Below are 17393 nucleotides of genomic sequence, written 5' to 3' on the forward strand. Positions count from 1 at the left end.
CTTTGATGTCGGGGACTTAGCCCCTCACCTGTTCTCTCGTCGCGTTGCTGCCCCTCACCCTAACCCTCTCCCCGCTCACGGGGAGAGGGGACGTGCCCCGATTCGGGCAGGGAGCGAGCGGCTTGCGTCCTTCTCCCCGCGCGCGGGGAGAAGGTGCCGGCAGGCGGATGAGGGGCAAGCCAAAACCCCCTCTGGCCTGCCGGCCATCTCCCCCACAAGGGGGGAGAAAACCTGCTGCACGCTCCCTGCCCGAATCGAGGCACGTCGCCTCTCCCTGCTCGCGGGAGAGGGTTAGGGTGAGGGGCAGCCAGACCCCCTCTGGCCTGCCGGCCATCTCCCCCACAAGGGGGGAGAAAATCTGCGGCACTGTCGCGTCCCAAAAAGGCTGTGACAGTGCGGCAGGTTAAGCCCCTCCCCCTTGTGGGGAGGGGTTTGGGGCGGGGTCTGCTCCGCCCTATCCCAGCGCATAATCCGCAATGCTGATTCCCAGCGCCGTCTCGCAGATCGGGTAAACCGACGGATCCTTGACGCTGGACGACAGCGGAATGAGCGTCTTTGGCACATGCAGCAGAAACACCGCCATGCCGACCTCGAGTTGACCGACGCTCATCGGTTCGCCCTGCGGAGAGAGCGTCGTGATGATATCAGGGAAGGTTGCGAGCCGGTTGCCGCCGGCATCGTCCACCGCCATGTATTCGTTCATGACATGCAGCGTGATCGCCCCGTCGCCTGAACCGACCGTGATCGTGCCGACATCGAAGGCTTCCTTGGTATAGACGACCGATTTGGCGGTTACCTCGGCCTCTACCAGGATCGTCCCGCCGGTGGTCCTGACGATCGCGTCGATGACGGCAGATCCACCTTTCGCATCGGCTTCGATGATCGCCTCGCCGAGCGTCAGCGCCAGGCTGATGCCGCCCAAGGCTGCATTCTTGCGTACATAGGAGGCGCGCAGCGGATTGCGGCAGGAGGCGATGAAGCCGCCGGACATGTCCGAAGCCGTGCGCAGGATCGGCGAGACCTTGGCGGTGGCGCCGCGCACGACGAGTTCGATATAGCGGTTTTCCGCCCGGTTGCCGCCGACTGCCGTCTGGATCATCTGCTCGGGCGAATTCGCCATGCCGATCGAGCCCATGTCGCCGGTCGGATGGGCGCGCACGTCTCCAACAGCGTCGAGCACCTTGGTACCGAGAATGGCCGATGGCAGCCAGCCGTTAAGCGTCGAGGACTTGCCGTTCTGGCCGATCATCAGGGCCGCGACCTTTTCGCCGAGCGCATCCTGCAACAGCTGCACCGCCTTGACGTAGTCGATGCCCTGCATTTCCCAGGCGGTGGTCGAGGCCGGTGCGCCGATCGCGGCAGCCGTCGCCACCCAGTCGTCGTCGGACAGTTCGTCGATCGACACGAGTTCGGGCCGGCCGATCGAGACGGCGGCATAGCCAAGCATCCGTCCATGATCCGACCAGCCGCCGCCGCCCGCCGCATAGACCGAGCCGCCGCGCACCGCGGCCTCGACATCCTTCTCCGTCAGTATGCGACCCATCCCAGGCTCCCTTTATCGTTTGTCCAGTTCCAGCACCGCTTCAAAGAGAACGGCAGCGCCGAGCGCGATATCGTCGTTGTCAGACCATTCTTCCGCCGCGTGACTGCGGCCATCCTTGCTGGCGATAAAGATCATCGCAGCCGGCGCCACCTTTGAGAGAAAGGCCGCATCGTGACCGGCGCCCGACACCATCGGTCGGCTGGTCGCGCCGATCCGCTGCGCACTTTCGGCAAGCACGCCGGTCACCATGTCCGACATCGGCGTCGGCGCCGCGTGCGAGACCCGGCGCGGGTCGGCGATGGTTACGCTACGCTCACTCGCGGTCTGTGCACAAAGCGCGGTGACGGAAGCGACGAATTCGTCCATCACGGCATTATCGACGGCACGCGCATCGATCAGCATGCGCACATGCGAGGGGATGACGTTGGCGGCGTTCGGCTCCATCGAGAACTCGCCGACCGTGCCAGCGAAATAGCTCTGACCCGACGCAAGCTCCCGGGCGATCTCCTCGATGCCGAGCACGATGATCGATGCGGCCCCTAGCGCATCGTAACGGGCATTCATCGGCGTGGTACCGGCATGATCGGCGCGGCCCTCGACAAGGATCTCGAACCGCGAGATGCCGGTGATGGCGCCGACGATGCCGATATCGACGTTTTCGCGCTCCAGCACCGTGCCCTGCTCGATATGCAGTTCGAGGAAGACTTTGATATCGGTGCGCGTGAAGACGGTGTCGGGATCTCCGCCGACCTGACGGATGCCGTCTGCCAGCGTGACACCATCGGTGCTGCGCTCCAGCCATTCGGGCGGGCGAACGCCGGTCAGGCCGCGGCTGCCGATGCAGGACACACCGAAGATCGACACTTCCTCGGCCAGAAAATCGACGATTTCCAGATCGTGTTCGAGCTTGATGCCGGCGTCGGCAAGCGAGCGCGCCACTTCGAGACCAGCAATCACCCCGGCGATGCCATCGAACCGGCCGCCGTTCGGCACCGTATCCGTATGCGAGCCGAGCATGATCGTGCCCTTGCCCTCCACCGTTCCCTTGCGCCGCCCGGTCAGGTTGCCGGCGGCATCGATGTGGGTTTCGAGCCCGGCCTCGCGAAAGATCTTCTCGACATAGGCGCGGCCTTTGAGAAACATCGGCGTGAAGGCACGCCGCGTCCAGGGCTGGTCTGGCTCGGTGATATCAGCCAGCGCTTCGATATCGGCAGCGATCCGGTCGGCGTTGACGGCGAGATTGGAGGTCATGCGATCAAAAATCCTGAAGTGAAAGGTTGGCCGGGGGCCGCACGAACCGGCCGGTGCCGGGCTGCGCCAGCACCGTCGATCCGTCATAGGCGAGTGTGCCGCGAAGATAGGTTCCGGCCACCTTGTAGGGCAAGGTCATTCCGTCATAGGGCGACCATCCAACGACGTTGTTGCCGGTCTTCGACGCGTCGAACACATGCTCTTCCGCCGTCAGCACCGCGATATCCGCGTGTTTGCCGACTTCAAGCGCGCCCTTGACGTGATCGATCCGGAAATGCCGGGCGGGATTGAGCGCCATCAGCCTCGCGGCCCAGGTGAGCGGCACACCGCGCTCCAGCGCACCCTTGATAAACAGCGGCACCATCGCTTCGAGACCCGGCAGGCCGGAGGCATTGGCAAGCATATCCGGATTGGTCTTGCGGTCGAGCGACCAGCTGACGTGATCGGTGGAGAGAAGCGTGACATTGCCGGCCGCCAGATGCCGCCAGAGCTTTTCCACCTCCGCCCGCGGCCGGATCGGCGGATTGCATTTCGACTTGCCGCCGAGCCTTCTCGCATCGGTTTCCTGGTCGAGCGTCAGGTAGTGGATCAGGCATTCGACCGTGGCGCGATGCCCTTGCGCGCGGTAACCGGCGGCAATCTCGTAACCGCGACCAAGCGAGCAATGCACCACATGGGCCGGACAGCCGGTGGCCGCACCGATCTCGTAGATCTCGGTCATCGCCAGAAGCTCGGTCAGTGGAGGACGCGACATTTCGTGGGCACGGTAATCGGTAATGCCGGAGGCCTTCACCTCAGCCATCGCCCAGCGGACATATTCGTCGTTCTCGTTGTGGACGCCGGCCGTCAGGCCGGTTGGCGCGATCGCAGCAAAGCACTCGGCCATCAGCGGCGCGAAGATGCGCGGAAAGCGCTTCGGGTCTGTCCCGAAGGTGGAGAACTTGAAGGCCGCGACACCGGCATCCACCTGTTCGCGGATGCGCACCGCGCCTTCCTGCGGATCGACGGTGCCATAAAGCGCAAAATCGACCCGCGCTTGGCTTTCCGCATGAGCAACTTTGCTTCGCACCGCATCCGCCGAGCAGACCAGATTGCCCTCGTCATAGGGCATGTCGACAATGGTGGTGACGCCACCGGCAGCTGCCGAGCGGGTCGACCAGATGAAATCCTCCTGGTTCTTCTGGGAAAGCGAATGCACCTGCGCATCCACAGCACCCGGAAGGATCAGCGATGCGCCGAGATCGTGGCTTTCGCGGGCGGACGGCATCTGGCCCTGACCAACAGCCGCAACCAGACCGTCGCGGACTGCCACATAACCTTGGGGAACGATGCGGTCGGCAAGGACCAGCGTGCCTTTCAGAACAAGATCGAAATCCGACATCGGCCTGTCTCCTTGAAGCCTTGAAGCCTTGAGCCCTTGAGCCTTGAGGCGCGCGTTCGATCGGAACCGCTTGGGAGGGCAGACTAGGAGAATTTGATGGGCAGAGGGATATCCCATATCGTGAACGCACGATATCATTGCTGTCATCCTCTTATATGCTCACCCGGAAGCCGCCATGGACCTTGCCTCGCTGCTGATCGCCCATCATGTGCTCGCCTTGGGCGGCATCCGTGAAACGGCGAAGGTGCTGGATCGGCCTGTCTCGAGCGTCTCTGCCGCGCTGGCACGGTTGCAGTTTCATATCGCCACACCGCTGACGACGACATCCGGCAACCGCATCCAGCCAACGCTTGAGGGCGTCAGGATCGGTCGCGATCTGCAGCGAGCTGCCATGCTGGTCGGCGAGCTCTCGGGTCTCGGCGACAAGGACGGCTCGCCCGAAGACGGAGCCCGGCTTTCCGTACCGCTTCTGGCGCTGCAGCGTTTCCTCGTGGTCGGCCGCAGCGGCAGCATAAGGCGGGCGGCGCAGGAGATCGGCATCGGCCAGCCGCAGCTGACGCGGCAGATCCGCAGTCTGGAGCGCGATCTCGGCCTTCCCCTTCTCGACCGGGCGGCCGCCGGCGCCGTTCCCAATGCGAGCGGGCAACGGGTGATCGCTCTCGGAGAAGAGCTCGAAGCGATCTGGCTGAAAATTTCTGACCATGCCGGCGACCGTTTCCGGCGTGCCGCATCGACGACCCGCGTCGGCTCGGTGACGCCGCTCGGACGCGAAAGCCTAATTGCCCGGATCCTCGCAAAGCTCGCCGCCGACTGGCCGAAGCACATGCCGCGACGGCCGCTCTATATCTCCAGCACCAATGCCGAGGAGCTGCTGTCTGGTATCACCGACCGGACGTATGATCTCGTGCTGGTCGACACGCTCGACATGCCGCCCGGCGTCGAGCACCGGGTGATCTCACGCAGCGGACTTGCCATGGTGGGAGCAGCCGACGTGATCGCTGACCATCGTGGCGACCTGCGGCAATTGCTGTTGCGTCATCCGATCGCGCTTCCGAGCCTCAAAAGCGGGTTGCGGCAGAAATTCGGAACGCTGACCGAGGACATCCTGACCACGGACGAACGGGCGGCACTGACCTTCGTCGAAATCGATTCCATTCCCGTCATCGCAAATCTGGTCAGCGATCACGGCTATATCGCGCTTCTGCCGCTCTGGGCCATTCCGCAGCCGGACGAGCGGATGGCGGCGATCGCGCTTCCCGAGGCCTACGACATGCATCTGTCGCTTGCGTGGAAAAAGGGAGCGGCCGCCGAGACGATCGCTCGCACGGCCGAACACATTCTGGGCTCGATGGCTTTTCCGGTTACAGGACGAAATCCACCAGCAGCTTGATGTTGAGGGCGCCGATGACGATGGCGATCAGCCAGGCAAAGGCGCGCAGCCAGAGAGGTGCAACGAACACGCCCATTTTGCGCTTGTCGGACGTGAACATCACCAGCGGAAAGACCGCGAAGGAGAGCTGCAGACTGAGCACGACCTGCGTCAGGATCAGAAGCTCCGCCGTGCCGCCATCGCCATAGAGTATGGTGACCGCTGCCGCCGGAATGATGGCGATGCCGCGGGTGATCAGCCGCCGCACCCAGGCTGCCAGCCGGATATGCAGGAACCCTTCCATGACGATCTGGCCCGCCAAGGTCGCTGTCACCGTGGAATTCAGGCCGCAGCAGAGGAGTGCGATCCCGAACAGCGTCGGCGCGATGGCATAGCCGAGAACCGGTGAGAGAAGATTGTGCGCGTCGCCGAGTTCCGCCACCGCCGTATGGCCGTTGGCATGAAAAGCGGCGGCCGCCAGAATGAGGATCGATGCGTTGATCAGCAGCGCAAACATGAGGGCGACGGTGCTGTCGATCGTCGCGAACTTGATCGCCTCCCGCTTCTCCTCGACGCTGTCCCCGTAATTACGGGTCTGGACGATGCCGGAATGCAGATAAAGGTTATGCGGCATGACGGTGGCGCCGAGAATACCCAGCGCCAGATAGAGCATGTTGGGATTGGTGACGATCTCGGTGGTCGGCGCAAAGCCACGAATGACCTCGCCCCAGTTCGGGTCCGCCATGGCGATCTGGATGGCAAAACAAGCGGTAATGACGCCCAGCAAACCGATGACGAAGGCTTCCAGGAACCGGAATCCGAGCTTCTGCAGGTAGAGAATGAGGAAGACATCGAGCGCGGTGATGAGAACACCGATTTCCAGCGGAATGCCGAAGATCAGGTTGAGACCGATCGCGGTGCCGATCACCTCGGCGATATCGGTGGCGATGATGGCGATTTCGGCAAACAGCCAGAGCATGTAGGCGACGGGACGCGGGAAGGCGTCGCGACAGGCCTGTGCGAGGTCTCGGCCGGAGGCGACCGCCAGCCGGGCGCAGAGCGATTGCAGCACGATCGCCATGATGTTCGACAGGAGTGCGACTGACAGAAGCAGATAGCCGAACTGCGAACCGCCGGCGAGCGACGTCGCCCAGTTGCCCGGATCCATATAGCCGACCGCAACGAGATAACCGGGACCGAAGAACGCGAACGCCCGCCGGAGCTTCGATCCCTGGCCGCGCACCGGGATCGAGCGATGAACATCCATCAGCGAGGCATCACCGCCGCTTTTGAGCCAGCCGCTGGAATTCATTCGGGATCGGATATCCATCGTCGATCGTGCTCTCGTTGTTGCAATTGCAATTCATTCGCACATAAAAATCGTAGTTGCAAATTATTCGCAATAAAAAATCCGAAAAGCGGGAAACTGTTCCGCGCAGCTTCACATTTTGCGAAACAGCAGTATTTCAGCCATGCTGGGGAGATCTGGCTGCTTCGCGAAACGTGACGCAGGACCGGTTGATCGGAGAACGACATGGCGCATGATAACGGCATCCGCGAGAACGAGGTTCAGGTGACGCCGCCGGAGGCGAACGATGCGGGGCTGATCTTCATCGGACGCATTTCGACCCCCTGGACCGCACGCAGCGAGACGCCGCGTCAGGGCAGCCATAGCGGACCGATCTGCCGGATCGAGATATTCGAGCCCTGGGTTGCGGCCCTGAAGGGCGTCGAGACATTTGAGAGGCTGGAAATCCTCTACTGGCTGCATCAGGCGCGCCGCGATCTGGTTCTGCAGAGCCCCGCCAGCAGCGGCAAGGTGCACGGCACCTTCTCTCTGCGCTCTCCTGTCCGGCCGAACCCGATCGGGACGTCGATCGTGGTTCTTGAAGGCGTCGAGGGCAATGTGCTTCTGGTGCGCGGCATGGATTGCCTCGATGGCACGCCACTTCTTGATCTCAAGCCCGACCGGAGCCTGTTCAAGCCGATCGTGTCGCCACAGCCAGGCGAAGCCGAGCCTGACAGTAATGCACCGACGGCGCATTACTGTCAGAAGGCGTGAGGGGTCAGCCCTTAAGTGCCGGGCTGAAACGGATCAGGCTGAGGATTTCGAACAGCATCTGAGCGCCCGCATGGGCCGTGTTGGTGGTCGTATCGTATTGCGGCGCCACTTCGACGACGTCGCCGCCGACGAAATTCAGACCTTTGAGCCCGTGCAGAATATCGAGCGCCTGGCGGCTCGTCAGCCCGCCGATTTCAGGCGTGCCGGTGCCCGGCGCATAGGCCGGATCGAGGCTGTCGATATCGAAGGAGAGATAGGTCGGGCCATCGCCGACGATCTCGCGCGCTTTGGCGATGACGGCGTCGATGCCCATCTTGCCGATCTCTTCGGCATGAATGACGGTCATGCCGCTTTCGAAGGAGAACTCCCAGAGATACTCGGCTGCACCGCGAATGCCGATCTGGATCACCCGTGTCGGATCGAGCACGCCGTCGAGAACCGCATTGCGGAACGGGCCGCCATGGTGGAACTTGGTGAGGTCGTAGGCGCCGCCCGTATCGCAGTGCGCGTCGATATGGATCATCCCGACCGGTCGGTCGCGGCCGACCGCCTTGAGGATCGGATGCGTGATCGAATGATCGCCGCCGACCGACAACGGGATGACGCCCGCATCGACGACCTTGTTGAAATGCGCCTCGATATCGTCATGGCTCATCTCCAGCCGGTAACGGCTGCGAAACGGCACGTCGCCGATATCGGCCACCTTCATCTCGAAGGTCGGAGCAGTCTTCAGGACATGGTTATAGGGACCGACGCGCTCGATCGTCCGCAGCGCCCGCGGCCCAAAGCGGGAGCCCGGACGGTTGGTGACGCCGAGATCCATCGGCACGCCGATCAGCGCCACCTGAAGATCGCCGAAATCCGGCTTGTCCGCATCGATGTGGACGAGCGGCGCATCGAGAAGCGTCGGCACGCCCGCATAGGGCGCCGAGCGCGTGCCGCTTGCGGAAAAGATCCGGTCCGCAACGGCGCGAAATTCCGGATCATGGATGCTGCCGCCGTGGCCTTCGCCGTATTTTGCTCGAAGCTCTTCCAGCTTTTTCGTGTCGAACGTCATGTCGGTTTCTCCAGGTCTTTCTTAAAGCTCTGCGCGGGCCGCTTCCAGCGCGTCGAAATGGTCCGATATCTCGGCGCCGGTGGCAATCCAGACATCGGTTCTGCTTTGCACATGCATGAGGAAATCGCGCAGCAGATGCCAGCGCATCGGCCGTCCCGAAACCTGCGGATGGAGGACCAGCGTCGTGACGCCGCCCCAAGCATGTGTCGCCTCGAATTCGTCAATCCACAGCTGCAGCACCGCGTCGCGTCCGAAGATCGGCCGTGAACTGGTGCGGCTCGTCATGCCGAAATTCCAGTCGTCGAAGGCGAAATTGACCGGAATCTCAATGAGGCCGCGCAAGCCGCCATGATCCGCATGCCGATAAGGCAGGATGTCGTCGCGGAAGGAGCTGGAATAGCGCATGCCGGATTTCGAGAGATAGGCGAGCAGTTCCGGGAAATTCTCACCCGATGGTGCACGGTAGCCGATCGGCCGTACACCAAGCACCTGGTGCAACGCATCATAGCCGCGATCGATTTCCTCGTAGGCCTCGTCCAGCTTGTCGCGGTCGGGCAGCTTGTGGAGATAGCCGTGATGGCCGATCTCGTGGCCGGCCTTGAGGATCGCTTCGCACTGGGCCGGATGCGCCAATGCCGTCCAACCGGGAATGAAGAACGTCGCCGGCAGCGCCAGTTCATCCATCAACGACACGATCTTCGAAATGCCGACGCGGGCGTCGTAGCCGCCATGCGAGGTGGTGACCATGCGATCGACATTGGACGGATTGTTGCCGATCCAGGCGGTTTCCGCATCCACGTCGAAGCCGATGAAGAGAGCGCTTTTCGCGCCGTTCGGCCAGACCATCTCGGGTGTGGCAGGCGCCGGATTGAGCGGACGGGGAGAAAGGTCGAAGGGCATTATAAAACCTCCGGTCAGGAAGAATGCAAAGCCGGGCCACCGCTGAACAGATAGCCCGGCTTCCGATGCAAAACGGACTGGTCCGCCGACCGTCCGGCCTGAAGGAGATCAGGCCGGAGGCATCCGTTCTGCGAGACGTGAGAGCTTACTTCTGGGCTTCGCTGTTGACGTAGATGCTGTCGAGGGCAGCCGATTCCAGGTTCCACTTGGCAAGGATCGTCTTGTATTCGCCGCTGGCCATCAGGGCCTTCATCGCGCCGATATAGGCGTCGCGCAGTTCGGTATCCTTCTTGGAGAAACCGATGCCCTGGTAGATGGCGGTGAACGGCGCGCCGATCGACACGTAAGCACCCTTTTCGAGCGTCATCAGGTAGGGAACGGTTTCCGAACCCTGCACGGCGGCATCGACGCGGCCCTGCTTCAGCTGGGTGCGGGCATCGGCCGAACCTTCGGTTCCGACGACCTTGACGGCCGGCAGACCCTTGGCTTCGCAGTTGGCAGCGCTCCACTTTGCCGTCTCGTCCGGGAACGAGGTGCGGCGGCTCATGCCGACATTCTTGCCGCAGAGATCGGTTTCGGACTTCAGTTCGTCCTTGCGGGCCGCCGTCGTATAGAACTGGGCGCCGGACTTCATGTAATCGACGAAATCGAGAGCGTCGCGACGCTTCGGCAGGTCGCTCATGCCCGAATGGATGATGTCGACGCGGCCGGTGGCAACCGAAGGGACCATCTGTTCAAAGCCGATATCCGACCATTCGACAGTCACGCCGAGCTGCTTGGCAAGCGCCAGGCCGAGATCGATATCGAGGCCCATCAGCGTGTTGGTGGCCGGGTCCTTGTATTCCATCGGCGGATAGTTCGGCGTGTTGGCAACGACGATCTTGCCGGCGGTATTGATACGCTCCGGCAGGGCCTGAGCTGAAACCGAGCTGGCCGCAGCAACGGCTGCGAGGGCGACGATTGCGAATGTCTTGGTCATGATATCCCCTGTTCTCTTGTTTTTGGTCGACTGGTTGAACGTGAAGGCGGTCAATTATGGACTGCCCGGATGAATTCCGCGGTGCGCGCGCTTTTCGGCGCCGACAACACTTCCGAAGCGGGGCCGGTTTCGACGACCTTGCCCGCTTCCATGAACGTGACGGTGTTCGCAACGTTGCGTGCAAAACCCATTTCGTGGGTGACGACGATCATCGTCATGCCGGACGCGGCCAGATCCTTCATCACATCGAGCACCTCAGACACGAGCTCCGGATCGAGCGCCGACGTCGGCTCGTCAAACAGGATGAGGTCTGGTTGCATGCCCATGGCACGGGCGATCGCGACGCGCTGCTGCTGGCCGCCGGAGAGTTCCGAAGGGTAATGGTTCGCCTTGTCGGACAGGCCGACGCGGGCGAGAAGCGCGAGCGCATCTTCGCGCGCCTTGGCAGCCGGCTGGCCGAGAACCTGGACCGGTCCTTCCATGACGTTTTCGACAGCCGTCTGATGCGGAAACAGGTTGAAGCGCTGGAACACCATGCCGATGCGGCGACGCTGGCGGGAAATTTCCTTGTCCGCCAGTTCATGCAGGTTGTCGCCTTCGCGGCGATAGCCCATCAGCTCGTCATTGACCCAGATCGCACCTTCGTCCATCCGCTCCAGAAGGTTGATGCAGCGCAGGAACGTGCTCTTGCCGGAGCCGGACGGGCCGACGATGCACGCGACTTCGCCGCGCCGGACTTCGAGGCTCACCTTGTCGAGCGCCTTGAACGCATCGAAGCTCTTGGTGACGTCGATTGCCTTGACCAGAATATCTTTCGTCATGTCCAACCTCACATCGATGCTCTGATAGATTTCGATCCGCGGCCATAATAGCGCTCGATGCGCTGCTGGATGACGGACAGAACGGACACCACGACGAGATACCAGAAGCTTGCCACCAGCAGCAGTTCGAGAACGCGGGTGTTGGCGTAGTAGATGACCTGCGCATTGTGCAGGATTTCGGAAAACTGGATGACGCTGGCAAGCGAGGTGAGCTTGACCATGCCGATCACTTCGTTACCGACAGGCGGCACCATGACGCGCATGGCCTGCGGCAGAACGATGCGGCGCAGCATCTTCATCTGCGTCATGCCGATCGTGCGGGCTGCCTCGTACTGGCCGCTATCGACCGACAGAAGACCGCTTCGCACCACTTCCGACGTGTAGGCGCCCTGCTGGATACCGAGACCGAGCATCGCCGCCACAAACGGCGTCATGATATCGACGGTGCGGAATTCGAACAGGCCGGGAATGCCGAGCGTCGGAAAGATCAGCGCCAGATTGAACCACAGCATCAGCTGCAGCAGTGCCGGCGCGCCGCGGAAGATCCAAAGATAGCCGATCGCGATCCACGACAGAACCGGGTTGCCGGAGATGCGCATGATGGCGATGACGACGCCGAGCACGATGCCGATCGCCATGGCAGCAACCGTCATGACCAGCGTGTTGACGAGGCCCTGCAGAATGACGGGCGCAAACAGGAAGTCGCGCACATAAGACCATTCGATCTGGCCGACGCTGAAGGCGCGGATAAGCGCTGCCATCAGCAGAATGACGATGCCGGCGGCCACATTGCGGCCGATATGCCGCTTCGGCACCAGCTTCAGATGGGCGACCTCGTATTTTGCGCTGTCGTCTACAGCAACGGTCGTGGGTGCGCTCATCGTGTGCCAGCCTCCGCAGAGTTTGCGGCAACAGCCGTCTTTGCGCCGATCTCTTCCAGCGCGAACTGACGGCGGGCGTCGATTGCTACCTCGAACCGGCGGATCTGGTCGCGCACCGCAGCGGGTGCCGTGCAGCCGTAACCGGTGCGGCTGGCAAGCGCATGTTCGAGCGTGATCGCCTCAAGCAGGCCGGGGCCGAGGCGCGGATCGATCTTCGGCAGATCTTCGACGGTCAGCCCTTCAAGATCATGGCCGCGCTCTTCGCAGTAGCGCACCACAGCGCCGGTGATTTCGTGGGCTTCGGCAAAGGTGACGTTCTGGCTGACCAGCCAGTCGGCCACTTCCGTTGCGAGCGTAAAGCCGCGCGGCGCTTCTGCCCTGAGCTTCTCGACGTCGAACTCAAGCGTCGCGACCATGCCGGCAAAGGCGGGAAGGATGAGCTGCAGCGTATCGATCGTCTCGAACAGGACCTTCTTGTCCTCGGCAAGATCGCGGTTATAGGCGAGCGGCATCGCCTTCATGGTGGCCAGGAAGCCGGTGACATTGCCGATCAGCGTGCCGGACATGCCGCGCGTCAGCTCGGCGATATCAGGGTTCTTCTTCTGCGGCATGATCGACGAGCCGGTGGAATAGCTGTCATGCAGGCGCACCCAGGAGAACTGCTTGGAGCTCCAGATGCAGATCTCTTCGGCCAGACGCGACAGGTTGACGCCGATCAGCGAGGCGATGAACAGGAATTCGGCAACGATATCGCGCGAGGCGACCGAGTCGATCGAGTTTTCCGCAGCTGCCGAATACCCGAGCTCAAGTGCCGACAGGTCCGGCCGGTTGACGATGCCGGAACCGGCAAGCGCTGCCGCACCAAGCGGCGACCGGTCGAAGCGGCGATCGAAATCTCCAAAGCGTTCGAGATCGCGCAGCAGCGACTGCGCATGCGCCATCAGGTGATGACCAAGCACGACGGGCTGCGCCGGCTGCAGATGCGTGAAACCGGGCATGACCGTTTCCACATGCTGTGCCGCCTGCTCGCGGATCGCGTCCTCGACGTCGATCAGGCCGGCGGAGAGCTCACGCGCCATGCGGCGGAGATAGAGACGGGTGTTGTTGGCGGTCTGGTCGTTGCGCGACCGACCGGCGCGCAGCTTGCCGCCGAGAGCGCCGAGACGGGCCATCAGCAGCCGCTCGAGAAACGTATGCACATCCTCATCGCCGGCTACAGGCGTTTCGCGGCCTGCCGCGACATCGGCCTCGATCGTGTCGAGCGTCGAGCGGATGGCCGAAAACTCGGCGGCATCCAGCACGCCGGCGCGCTTCAGCTCGGACGCATGCGCCCGGGAGCCGGCGATGTCTTCGCGATAGAGACGGAAATAGGAGGCAGGTGCCCGTGAAAGATTGGCCAGAGCTTCGGAAGGGCCGGACTTGAAACGTCCACCCCAGAGCTGTGCGGATGCCGACATGAGCAAACCCTTCTGTTCAGATAATGGGCAGGGATCCCATGTGCACCACGAATGGGCAAGCGAACTTATTTCCTTGGCCCTATGACAAAAACGACTAGCGCAAAACGGCGCGCTGGCGATAATGGATCGAACGCATCCCGACAAAACAGCGAGACCCTGATGGAGCAACGTCGCAGGCGCCTGCCGTCCACCGCATCGCTTCAGGTTCTGCTGGCGGTGGCCGAACGCGGATCGACGAGTGCTGCCGCGGAAACGACGGCGCTCTCCCAGAGTGCTGTGAGCAAGCAGCTGCTGGCACTTGAGGAACTGATCGGCAGCCCCGCCTTCCTGCGCACGCCGCGCGGCATGGTGGCGACCGAGGCCGGCCGCATCTATATCGACCACGCGCGCACGGCACTGAAAGCAATGGAAGACGCCGCGCTTCTGGTGGCCCGGCTGAAACCCGGCCCCGGCGTGCTGCGCCTGCAGGTCCTGCCGATTTTCGGCGATCGCTGGCTGTTGCCGAAGTTTCATCTGTTTGCGGAACAGCATCCCGATATCGAGGTGCAGTTCACGACCTTCATCTCGCCGTCGCAGTCTGAAGTCCCGGACGGCATTTTCGAGTTTGCGGCGACGCCACAACACCGAGACAACAGCACCTATCTCTTCGGTCAGGACGTGCTTCTGGTGAGCGCACCGAACTATTTCGCCAAGGCCGGAACGCCTTGTGACATCGACGACCTTGCCGAACACGTGATGCTCGAACATCCCCAGACGCCGTTTCACTGGCAACATTTTGTAGCTCATCACAACCGCGACGGGGCCACTGTTCGCCACATTACCCGCTTCGGCTATTACACGATGGTGATCCGCGCCGCACTTGCCGGCCAGGGCTTGGCACTGATCCCACGCGGCCTGATCCTCGACGAGATTGCTACCGGCAGGCTCATCAATCCGGCCGGCCTCGGTTACCGGAGCGATTTCGGCTACTGGTTCAGCACGCCCCATATCCATTCCAGCCCGTCCATGCTGACATTCAAGACATGGCTGACCGCGCAGCTGGGACCTGAACTGGACCGCCCGTAACCGCGACTGTCCACAGCCAGATCTGGCATGCCTGCCCCATACCCGCACACTTCTGTCGCAAAAAAGGACGGCACGAACAGTCGTGTCCAGAAATGGGAGCAGCTTGTTCAGCCCGCCAGCGGTTCGCGCTGTGCGGTGCAGCATCGACGCGGTAGCCTGAAACAGGGAGCTCTAACGAAACGGAGGAGAAGACCAAAGGTCAACGTTTTTCAAACAGGAGACACTTTGATGACCAAAACCGTTTTGAACGCCCTTGGCGAAACCTTGTATTACAGCGGCACATCCAAAGCCTGGATTTCAGCAACAGGTGCCGGCACCGCACTATCAGGCACAGCGGCCAATGATTCCATGTACGGCGACAGCGCCGTCAACGTGACCATGCGCGGCGGCACCGGCGACGACATCTATTACCTCTATTCCAGCATCAACCGGGCCGCTGAAGCGGCAGGCCAGGGCATCGACACGGTCGATACCTGGATGAGCTACACGCTGCCGGACAATATCGAAAACCTGCGCGTCACAGGTGACAACCGCTTCGCCTTCGGCAACGATCTCGACAACATCATCTCGGGCTCGTCCTCGCGCCAGACCTTCGATGGCGGCGCAGGAAACGACGTGCTGACCGGTGGCGGCGGGGCCGACACATTCATCGTCGCCAAGGGCAATGGCAGCGACCTGATCACCGATTTCAGTGCCGACGACAAGATCCGCCTCGATGGCTACAGCTTCACTTCCTTCGAACAGGTGGGCAACAGCCTGACCCAGGAAGGCGCCAATCTGCGGCTTGACCTCGGGGACGGCGACAGCCTCGTGTTTGCGGGCACGACAGCCGATGACCTGTCTGCCGACCAGTTTGCGCTCAGCCTCGACCGCTCGGTCCTGACGAAGACATTCGGCGACGAGTTCAACGCGCTTTCCCTGAACAACGGCACGAGCGGCACCTGGGACGCAAACTTCCACTGGGCGCCGGACCAGGGCAGTTCTCTGCCGACGAATGGCGAAAGCCAGTGGTACGTCAACCCGCTTTATGCCCCGACCGCCGGCTACAGCCCGTTCTCGGTCTCAAACGGCGCGCTGACAATCACCGCCAAGAATACTCCGGATGCGATCTCGGACGCGGTCAACGGCTACGACTACGTGTCTGGAATGTTGAACACCCATTCGACATTCTCGCAGACCTACGGCTATTTCGAAATGCGCGCCGACATGCCGACCGACCAGGCGACATGGCCAGCCTTCTGGCTGCTGCCGGAAGACGGATCGTGGCCACCGGAAATAGACGTGGTGGAAATGCGCGGCCAGGACCCGAACACGGTTCATGTTTCCGCGCATTCCAATGAGACCGGCAAGCAGACCACCCAGACCTCTGCGATCAGCGTTCCCAGCACCGAAGGCTTCCACACCTACGGCATGCTGTGGACCGAAGAGGAAATCGTCTGGTATTTCGACGACGTGGCGATTGCCAGCGCCGAGACACCGTCAGACATGCATGACCCGATGTACCTTCTGGTCAATCTGGCCGTCGGCGGCGCGGCCGGCAAGCCGGGCGATCTGTCCGGCGGAGCCAAGATGGTCATCGACTATATCCATGCCTACGAAATCGACGACGACGCAGCGCCTACGTCGTCGATCTCGAGCGCTTCGGACGACGGCCTCGTATAGGCCGTCTGCTGCTGCCGCATGATGGCGGCCGCACCAAGCACTACGTCTGCGACCTGCAGCAACTGCTTGGCAAGCGGCGTCGAATTGCGCCAGATCATGCCGATGCTGCGGGCCGGTGGCGGTGAATCGAACCGCGAAATGGAGACCCGCGCGGAGCGGGTCTCGACCGGCACCGCCATTTCCGGAATGAGCGTGACGCCGATGCCGGCACCGACCATCTGCACCAGCGTCGACAGCGAGCTTCCCTCCATGATTTCCCGAGACAGGATCTCGCGCGGGCGGTTCGACCCGATGCCGCAGAAGGACAGCGCCTGATCGCGGAAACAATGTCCCTCCTCAAGAAGGAGAAGCCGCATTTCCTTCAGCGCATCCGGCTCGGGTACCGGCTTTGCCCCATCCTCCCGGCTCCGCACCAGCACGAATTCCTCGTCGAACAGTTTAAGCTCCGTCAGCGACGGTTCGGACACCGGCAGCGCGACGATCGCCACATCGAGCCCGCCCTGCATCACTTCCTGAACCAGCCTGGTCGTCTGCGTCTCGCGGATCTCGACCCGGATACCATCGAAGGCGCGGTTGAGCTCGTTGATAACAGACGGCAGCAGATAGGGTGCCACGGTCGGAATGACGCCGATGCGAAGCCGCGATAGAAACCGGTCCCGCGAGGCACGGGAGAGATCCGCGAGTTCGTCGGCAGCCCGCACGATGTCGCGGGCCCTCAGAGCAAAAAGCTCGCCGAACGCGGTCAGCCGGACGTCGCGCGTGCCCCGATCGAACAGGGCCCGGCCCACCTGATCCTCAAGTTCCTTGATCTGCATCGACAGCGCAGGTTGAGAGATCGCGCAGGCTTCCGCCGCCTTGCGGAAACTCGCCTCGCGCGCCAAAGCTTCGAAATAGCGGAGCTGCTTGAGAGTGAAATTAGTCATAAGGTGAAATTATCGCAACCATCAGGAAATCCAACTTAAATT

15 protein-coding genes are annotated in these 17393 nt (G+C 62.2%); 4 read left to right on the top strand and 11 right to left on the bottom strand.

The genetic code is table 11. From position 1 onward, the window contains the following. Positions 1–454 precede the first annotated feature (454 nt). From ACQY1P_RS20220 to ACQY1P_RS20230, 3 genes are read right to left on the bottom strand one after another with little or no spacing between them, the layout of a single operon-like run. On the bottom strand, positions 455–1543 hold the full coding sequence (locus ACQY1P_RS20220) for a DUF917 domain-containing protein (protein ID WP_430255149.1): 1089 nt from the start codon (positions 1541–1543) through the stop codon (positions 455–457). Between the two features lie 12 nt (positions 1544–1555). After that, entirely contained in the window at positions 1556–2794 is a 1239-nt protein-coding gene (locus ACQY1P_RS20225; protein WP_430255151.1) for a Zn-dependent hydrolase, read from the bottom strand. A 4-nt stretch (positions 2795–2798) separates the two neighbouring features. Then, positions 2799–4175, bottom strand: a complete 1377-nt coding sequence (locus tag ACQY1P_RS20230; RefSeq protein WP_430255152.1) for a dihydroorotase — start codon at positions 4173–4175, stop codon at positions 2799–2801. Between the two features lie 175 nt (positions 4176–4350). Here ACQY1P_RS20230 and ACQY1P_RS20235 point away from each other — a divergent pair, with 175 nt between their 5' ends. Beyond that, complete coding sequence (locus ACQY1P_RS20235) at positions 4351–5565, top strand: LysR family transcriptional regulator (protein WP_430255154.1); 1215 nt, start codon at positions 4351–4353, stop codon at positions 5563–5565. Here the strand turns inward: ACQY1P_RS20235 and ACQY1P_RS20240 are convergent. Then, on the bottom strand, positions 5537–6874 hold the full coding sequence (locus ACQY1P_RS20240; protein ID WP_430255156.1) for an Nramp family divalent metal transporter: 1338 nt from the start codon (positions 6872–6874) through the stop codon (positions 5537–5539). The genes ACQY1P_RS20235 and ACQY1P_RS20240 overlap by 29 nt on opposite strands. Positions 6875–7078: 204 nt before the next feature. On the opposite strand from ACQY1P_RS20240, the gene tsaA reads away from it, so the two are divergent. Beyond that, entirely contained in the window at positions 7079–7606 is a 528-nt protein-coding gene (tsaA, locus tag ACQY1P_RS20245; protein WP_430255158.1) for a tRNA (N6-threonylcarbamoyladenosine(37)-N6)-methyltransferase TrmO, read from the top strand. A 4-nt stretch (positions 7607–7610) separates the two neighbouring features. Here the strand turns inward: tsaA and speB are convergent, their stop codons facing one another. The 6 genes from speB to argH all read right to left on the bottom strand — a co-directional run bounded on the left by speB (position 7611) and on the right by argH (position 13701). Continuing rightward, a complete protein-coding gene (gene speB, locus ACQY1P_RS20250; protein WP_430255160.1) occupies positions 7611–8663 on the bottom strand; it encodes an agmatinase in 1053 nt (350 codons plus the stop codon). A gap of 21 nt (positions 8664–8684) precedes the next feature. Then, positions 8685–9563, bottom strand: coding sequence for a polysaccharide deacetylase family protein (locus tag ACQY1P_RS20255; protein WP_430255162.1), 879 nt, complete (start codon positions 9561–9563; stop codon positions 8685–8687). Between the two features lie 145 nt (positions 9564–9708). After that, positions 9709–10542: an ABC transporter substrate-binding protein gene (locus tag ACQY1P_RS20260; protein WP_430255164.1), complete on the bottom strand. Its 834-nt coding sequence runs from the start codon at positions 10540–10542 to the stop codon at positions 9709–9711. Between the two features lie 50 nt (positions 10543–10592). Continuing rightward, on the bottom strand, positions 10593–11363 hold the full coding sequence (locus tag ACQY1P_RS20265; RefSeq protein ID WP_113166437.1) for an amino acid ABC transporter ATP-binding protein: 771 nt from the start codon (positions 11361–11363) through the stop codon (positions 10593–10595). Positions 11364–11371: 8 nt separating this feature from the next. Then, complete coding sequence (locus tag ACQY1P_RS20270) at positions 11372–12244, bottom strand: amino acid ABC transporter permease (RefSeq protein WP_092659444.1); 873 nt, start codon at positions 12242–12244, stop codon at positions 11372–11374. Beyond that, positions 12241–13701 (bottom strand): argininosuccinate lyase, encoded by a 1461-nt coding sequence (gene argH, locus ACQY1P_RS20275; protein ID WP_430255166.1) that lies wholly within the window; start codon positions 13699–13701, stop codon positions 12241–12243. The genes ACQY1P_RS20270 and argH overlap by 4 nt, the downstream gene beginning before the upstream one ends. A gap of 159 nt (positions 13702–13860) precedes the next feature. Here argH and ACQY1P_RS20280 point away from each other — a divergent pair, with 159 nt between their 5' ends. Both ACQY1P_RS20280 and ACQY1P_RS20285 read left to right on the top strand, forming a co-directional pair. Then, the gene (locus tag ACQY1P_RS20280) at positions 13861–14766 is read left to right on the top strand and encodes a LysR substrate-binding domain-containing protein (RefSeq protein WP_062461655.1); all 906 of its coding nucleotides are present in this window, start codon (positions 13861–13863) and stop codon (positions 14764–14766) included. A 228-nt stretch (positions 14767–14994) separates the two neighbouring features. Next, positions 14995–16428: a family 16 glycosylhydrolase gene (locus ACQY1P_RS20285; RefSeq protein WP_430255168.1), complete on the top strand. Its 1434-nt coding sequence runs from the start codon at positions 14995–14997 to the stop codon at positions 16426–16428. Here ACQY1P_RS20285 and ACQY1P_RS20290 read toward each other — a convergent pair. Further along, positions 16359–17351, bottom strand: coding sequence for a hydrogen peroxide-inducible genes activator (locus ACQY1P_RS20290; protein WP_430255170.1), 993 nt, complete (start codon positions 17349–17351; stop codon positions 16359–16361). The two genes, ACQY1P_RS20285 and ACQY1P_RS20290, sit on opposite strands and share 70 nt — an antisense overlap. Positions 17352–17393 lie beyond the last annotated feature (42 nt).

This window comes from Neorhizobium sp. DAR64872/K0K18 (assembly GCF_050500175.1).
GTDB lineage: Bacteria > Pseudomonadota > Alphaproteobacteria > Rhizobiales > Rhizobiaceae > Neorhizobium > Neorhizobium soli.

Excerpts from the sequence above, each read along its gene's own strand:
- argH (WP_430255166.1), bottom strand. The coding sequence starts at position 13,701 with ATGTCGGCATCCGCACAGCTCTGGGGTGGACGTTTCAAGTCCGGCCCT.
- ACQY1P_RS20270 (WP_092659444.1), bottom strand. The coding sequence starts at position 12,244 with ATGAGCGCACCCACGACCGTTGCTGTAGACGACAGCGCAAAATACGAG.
- ACQY1P_RS20235 (WP_430255154.1), top strand. The coding sequence starts at position 4,351 with ATGGACCTTGCCTCGCTGCTGATCGCCCATCATGTGCTCGCCTTGGGC.
- ACQY1P_RS20260 (WP_430255164.1), bottom strand. The coding sequence starts at position 10,542 with ATGACCAAGACATTCGCAATCGTCGCCCTCGCAGCCGTTGCTGCGGCC.
- ACQY1P_RS20225 (WP_430255151.1), bottom strand. The coding sequence starts at position 2,794 with ATGACCTCCAATCTCGCCGTCAACGCCGACCGGATCGCTGCCGATATC.
- speB (WP_430255160.1), bottom strand. The coding sequence starts at position 8,663 with ATGACGTTCGACACGAAAAAGCTGGAAGAGCTTCGAGCAAAATACGGC.
- ACQY1P_RS20285 (WP_430255168.1), top strand. The coding sequence starts at position 14,995 with ATGACCAAAACCGTTTTGAACGCCCTTGGCGAAACCTTGTATTACAGC.
- ACQY1P_RS20230 (WP_430255152.1), bottom strand. The coding sequence starts at position 4,175 with ATGTCGGATTTCGATCTTGTTCTGAAAGGCACGCTGGTCCTTGCCGAC.
- ACQY1P_RS20280 (WP_062461655.1), top strand. The coding sequence starts at position 13,861 with ATGGAGCAACGTCGCAGGCGCCTGCCGTCCACCGCATCGCTTCAGGTT.
- ACQY1P_RS20255 (WP_430255162.1), bottom strand. The coding sequence starts at position 9,563 with ATGCCCTTCGACCTTTCTCCCCGTCCGCTCAATCCGGCGCCTGCCACA.
- tsaA (WP_430255158.1), top strand. The coding sequence starts at position 7,079 with ATGGCGCATGATAACGGCATCCGCGAGAACGAGGTTCAGGTGACGCCG.
- ACQY1P_RS20265 (WP_113166437.1), bottom strand. The coding sequence starts at position 11,363 with ATGACGAAAGATATTCTGGTCAAGGCAATCGACGTCACCAAGAGCTTC.
- ACQY1P_RS20290 (WP_430255170.1), bottom strand. The coding sequence starts at position 17,351 with ATGACTAATTTCACTCTCAAGCAGCTCCGCTATTTCGAAGCTTTGGCG.
- ACQY1P_RS20220 (WP_430255149.1), bottom strand. The coding sequence starts at position 1,543 with ATGGGTCGCATACTGACGGAGAAGGATGTCGAGGCCGCGGTGCGCGGC.
- ACQY1P_RS20240 (WP_430255156.1), bottom strand. The coding sequence starts at position 6,874 with ATGGATATCCGATCCCGAATGAATTCCAGCGGCTGGCTCAAAAGCGGC.